At 67.8% G+C, this 258-nt stretch carries 1 protein-coding gene; it reads left to right on the top strand.

Going from position 1 to position 258, the window contains the following annotated elements; all coding sequences use genetic code 11:
- Positions 1 to 78 precede the first annotated feature (78 nt).
- Positions 79 to 258 (top strand): hypothetical protein (locus KUM44_RS42850; RefSeq protein WP_217215176.1); only part of this gene is annotated, 180 nt, incomplete at its 3' end.

Genomic DNA, 258 nt, shown 5'->3' on the forward strand with positions numbered 1-258 from the left:
CGCCACCGGCCCGGCACTCGGATCCAGCGGACTCTCCGGACGTCCCGCCATCAACACCCTCCCGGTGCCGCTTCCCCCGTGAACGCGGCGCTGCGGCCCGCGAAGCTACGCGCACCCGTGACGCAAGGGCAACCCCGATGCTCTCTCCTCAGCCAGCGCCGCAACCACCTGTCCCCGGCCTTCGGAGCAGCCATTGATCAGGGTGGCAAAACCGGCTCCTCATTCAATTCCGATGCCGCTGAACTCGATGACGCACAG

The organism is Streptomyces sp. AC550_RSS872, from assembly GCF_019049285.1.
In the GTDB taxonomy this organism is placed as follows: domain Bacteria; phylum Actinomycetota; class Actinomycetes; order Streptomycetales; family Streptomycetaceae; genus Streptomyces.